Origin of the sequence: Candidatus Protochlamydia sp. R18 (assembly GCF_000648255.1) — a bacterium.
In the GTDB taxonomy this organism is placed as follows: domain Bacteria; phylum Chlamydiota; class Chlamydiia; order Chlamydiales; family Parachlamydiaceae; genus Protochlamydia; species Protochlamydia amoebophila.
The window spans coordinates 1-4,292 of the sequence record NZ_BASL01000597.1 but is presented as its reverse complement, the minus strand read 5'-3'; the positions used below and the strand labels follow the sequence as shown (position 1 = coordinate 4,292).

Here is a 4,292-nt window from a genome sequence, read left to right as displayed (position 1 = left end):
AATCTTGCAAAAGCCATTGATTATTCCTTTTGTCAAATATGCATATAAGTGCACAATTAGATTCAATTAACTATAGAGTTTTTTTAAGACTTCGGTAGTTTTGCAAAAACAAGCTCAGCGGTTTTTTTATCTCGAGGACCCACTTGCCTAGCAAGCACTTGGCGACTTTTTTTTGCAAGATAAGCCATAATCACTGATCATTTTTCTTATTTCCGACAAAACTCCATCGCTCATCTCTTTCAAGTTTAGAACTATAATGGCAAATTTTAGGATCATTAATGCCTAAGGCTAGAGATGCGAAGCAAAGATTACTCATAGTACACTATAAAAAAAAATATAATATCTTTTTTGGGGATACTCATAACGCTTACGTTGATGCGATATCCTTAAAGGATAGACAACGAACGCCAAGACCTGGAGCGCAAAATAATCTAGGTAAATGACAGAAAGATGAGGTCGTAGATTAATACTGCAAACCCAGTAGATTTAGCAGAGCTGGCAGATACGTCAAACTGACAATCCTTGGCTGCTGATGGTTTCTTTAATTGACAAAGACGGAGAACAAAAGTTTAACGAAGAATTTAAAGACAAAAAAACAACACCACATTTTTTAATTGATAGGAACGTATCAAGTCTCACTTTCGAAAAAGCATAGTTGATAATGAAGTTGAGTGAAAATGGGGGGAGTCTCGCATCGACTAAAATTGACTTTTTTGCATTGCTAAATCATTACTCCAGGTTAGACTGAAGTAATGATTTTGGTCCCTATTGCGTTGGAAATTTTAGAAATAATAATCTTTGAATATCCTCTTCATTTTTTCTTTTAGGTGCTTTTACAAGGCTTTCTAAAGAATTGGGATCTTGAGAATCTAAAGGATTACACCAACTTCGGTGGTTTAAAAGATATTCTACGATAGGTACATAACCATCGGTTACAGCGTGATACAAGGGTGTATATCCCTTTGAGTCTTTTACGCAGACATCTAATTCGTCATAGAAAGTTAAAATCTTGACCATTTTAACATTTCCTTGGATAACAGAATAATGAAGGGGAGTGAGCAAATGCTCATCTAAACTAGCCTGTGCATTGATATTAGCCCCTTCCTTAATCAATAATTGCGTTGTCTGCACTCTTCCATTAAAGACAGACATGTGTAAAGGAGTTCTTCCATACTCTCCTAGTGCATTGACCAAACCTTTTTTATTATCTCTATCCATTCTATCAAGGAGATATTTAACGACGGAATATGCACCCTTTTTAGCAGCCCAATGAATAGGTTGGTATTGATACCTATCTAAAGCAGCTACATTAGCTCCATTTTTCAGCAAAATTTTTACAATTTTAAGATGATTATGATAACAAGCTGAATGCAAGGGTGTAAATCCACTCGCATGAACTTGATTGACAAAAGCTTCTTTACTACAAGGACGTGTGAATAGATTCCAAATCCCCAGTTTGGCAAGTTCTTGTTCAAGAAATTCATCATCATTTAATTGACAAGCTGTGAAAATATCACAAACTTTTAATTGTGAAAGCAAACTATTTTTTTCTGCTTTTAATTTTTCTAATTGAGGCTCGAGCTCTTTCCTCAGCTCATATTCTTGCATGGTTAAAGCTTGCTTTCTTGCAAATAATTCTTGATATTCTTGCTCTTGTTTTCTAAAATTTTCCTTTAATTCCTTCTTAAGTTGTTTTAAATCTGCGATGTCATCTATTTGGAATCCTTCCCTAGATTTTAGAAGTTTTTCATCCAATCTCTCTGCAAAAGTCTGCATCAGTTCTTGTCGTTTTTGCCCGTCAAGCACAACCAAGTTTCCATTAAAAAATATAGCTTCTCTAGCTTGAAGAAGGCCGTCATAGTTAAATAAATAATCTTCTCGAAGTTGGCGAATTTTTTCATCAATGTCTTCAAAAAGAGTTCTCTGATTCAAGGATAGTTTTATTTCTCCATCAGCTTCAGTCTCAAGTTCATCTTGTATAATTTCATAATGCCCTTCAGGCAAGCTATTTTCTACAAGTGAGTTTTGTTGTCTTTGCCTCAATTGTTTAACCGCTTCTAGTTGACATTTCGTTACTTCTGCAGAAAGGCTAATACTTTCTCTCAAAGTACTATCCATAATTTGAATGACACTTTGTAAATGAAAAACTTTTTTTTCAAGTACATGCAATTGAGTACTCACGTTATTTAAAGAGGCATCACGATGGATGATGGGAGGACAACTCATAATCTAATCCTTTAAAATAATTTAAGTTCTAGGATTTGACAAATCACACAATTTGTCAGCTAAAACATTTTTTACTTTATTAGAGGCAAGATATTCGACTCAATAAATTTTAAAAAAAAAGAATTAACTTAGAACAAGCCTGAATCTATGATGAAATTTTTTTGATTAATGGATAGTTTTGAATCGCTTTAATAAAATTACCCTCTTTTTTAGTAAAATAGGAGATGCAAGAAGATTTGAACCCTAATGGCGAATTTTAGGATCATTAATGTCTAAAGAGCTAGAGATGTGAAGCAAAGAATATTCACATACCCACAAAAAAATTTATAATACCCTCTTTTTGGATACTCATAACGTTTACGTTGGTGCGATATAACTGAGGGTAAACAATGGGAATCAAGACCTGGAGCTCACAATAATTTAGGTAGATGACAGAAAGATGAAGCGTTAAATCGAGTGCTGCAAGTCCCACTAGATTCAGCAAAGCTGGCAGATACGTTGAATTGGCAATGCTTGGCTGTTATGGTTTTTTTAATTGACAAAGGCGAAGAACAAAAGTTTGGCGATGGATTTAAAGGCAAACGAACAACAACACATCTTTTTAGTTGATGGGAGCGAATAAACTCTCACTTTCGAAAAAGCATAGTTGCTAATGAAGTTGAGTGAAAATGGTGAAGCCTCGCATCGGCTAAAGTAGAATTTTTATCTTTTAGCTTGAAAATTTTGAATTGACCCCTTAGTGAGCTAAATTTAAAGCTGCAATACTTGAACCAAACTCTAGCAACCTAACTTTCTCTCTTCAGTCGGTTAAAATTTCATAATAAATTTTTCAAATTTCAAATTGATTAGGGGTATTTTTTTTGCTACTGTCTTTTCATTACAAATAAAAAAAATCAAAGGATAGTCAAATCATGCAAAGCACTCATTCTATCCCCTCCCTATTCTCTTCCCTCTCATTTGTTGAGCAGCCATCGAAATTCCGAGACTTAGTAGATAGCCTTGATACGGTTTTGGATGCTATTGCAAAACATAAATATTCAAAAGCCACTGAGAAGTTTAATGTTTTTATGGCCTCTTTGCCATCTCAGGTGGAAAAAGAAGTCCTTGAAAAAATTTTTGCCTGCCTCTTGACGCTTATTCCTGTGATAGAGACACCCCAAGAGATAAATGAGAGTGTACGTTTACTACTCAATTTGACAGCAGATCCTTGCTTTGTAGAAGAGCAACAGCTGCTAGCTATTGAGTTCGCCAAGTGGCACTACAAAAAAGGGAAACAAGAAAAGCAAGAAAATAAACAACTGAGTTATTTTATTGATGCCATTCATTATGTAGGAAAAGCTCAGACTATTTCGAAGGCTTCCTCAGATCTTCAGTGTTTGTCTTCGCGAATTTTTAAAGCCGCTTCAACGTCTTTTAGCTTTTTTAAGCAGCGCTTAGAACTAGCGTTGGGGAAAGATGACAGCCAGCAAGTTATACAACTCGTCACTGATCTTGAAACACGCTTTGAACCTATTTGTTGCGAGGTTGAAAAGCATGCTTTGATTAAATTATTCTATAAACAGGTGCAGGCATTTATCTCGAATACGTTAAAAATTCGAGGACTAGAGTGGGTACAGGCAAGAGGTTTGGGTATTCGAAATGAAACGATGCGCTCTTACTTAAATAGTAAATCTCTTCCCACAACTTGTTTTATCACTGCTAAATATCGAAAAAAATTGGATACATATCGCGAAAACTTTCGCGCGTTGTATCAGACGATCAACCTGCAAAAATTCACAATAGAAGAGGTGCGCGCTTTGCAAAAAGAAGTTTCTGCACATTTGCTTTCTTTTCTGCACGCTTTAGTTGAAGATGCCATTGCCATTTTAGGAGATCCTCCTTGCTTGTATGATTTACGAGCAATGGGGTCCCTAGCCAAAGAAGAGGTCTGCCCCTATTCAGACTTGGAATGGTGCATTCTCATTGAAACAATTGAGTATCGACCCTACTTTGTGAAATTAGCTCGCTTGTTAGAACTACAAATAATAGCCTTGGGAGAAGATCCAGCGCAAGGATTGCCCGTTTTT

Annotated in this window: 2 protein-coding genes and 2 pseudogenes; 2 read left to right on the top strand and 2 right to left on the bottom strand. The window is 35.6% G+C overall.

Annotated elements, in window-relative coordinates:
• Positions 1-86 precede the first annotated feature (86 nt).
• A pseudogene (locus tag TY19_RS12535) lies at positions 87-250 on the bottom strand (IS1 family transposase); the annotation flags it as partial.
• 515 nt (positions 251-765) lie between these two features.
• Positions 766-2,226, bottom strand: coding sequence for an ankyrin repeat domain-containing protein (locus tag TY19_RS11445; protein ID WP_052354703.1), 1,461 nt, complete (start codon positions 2,224-2,226; stop codon positions 766-768).
• 456 nt (positions 2,227-2,682) lie between these two features.
• On the opposite strand from TY19_RS11445, the gene TY19_RS16060 reads away from it, so the two are divergent.
• Together TY19_RS16060 and TY19_RS00770 are read left to right on the top strand one after the other, a co-directional pair.
• On the top strand, positions 2,683-2,835 hold the full coding sequence (locus TY19_RS16060) for a hypothetical protein (RefSeq protein ID WP_158383083.1): 153 nt from the start codon (positions 2,683-2,685) through the stop codon (positions 2,833-2,835).
• Positions 2,836-3,137: 302 nt separating this feature from the next.
• Positions 3,138-4,292: pseudogene (locus TY19_RS00770) on the top strand (DUF294 nucleotidyltransferase-like domain-containing protein); the annotation flags it as partial.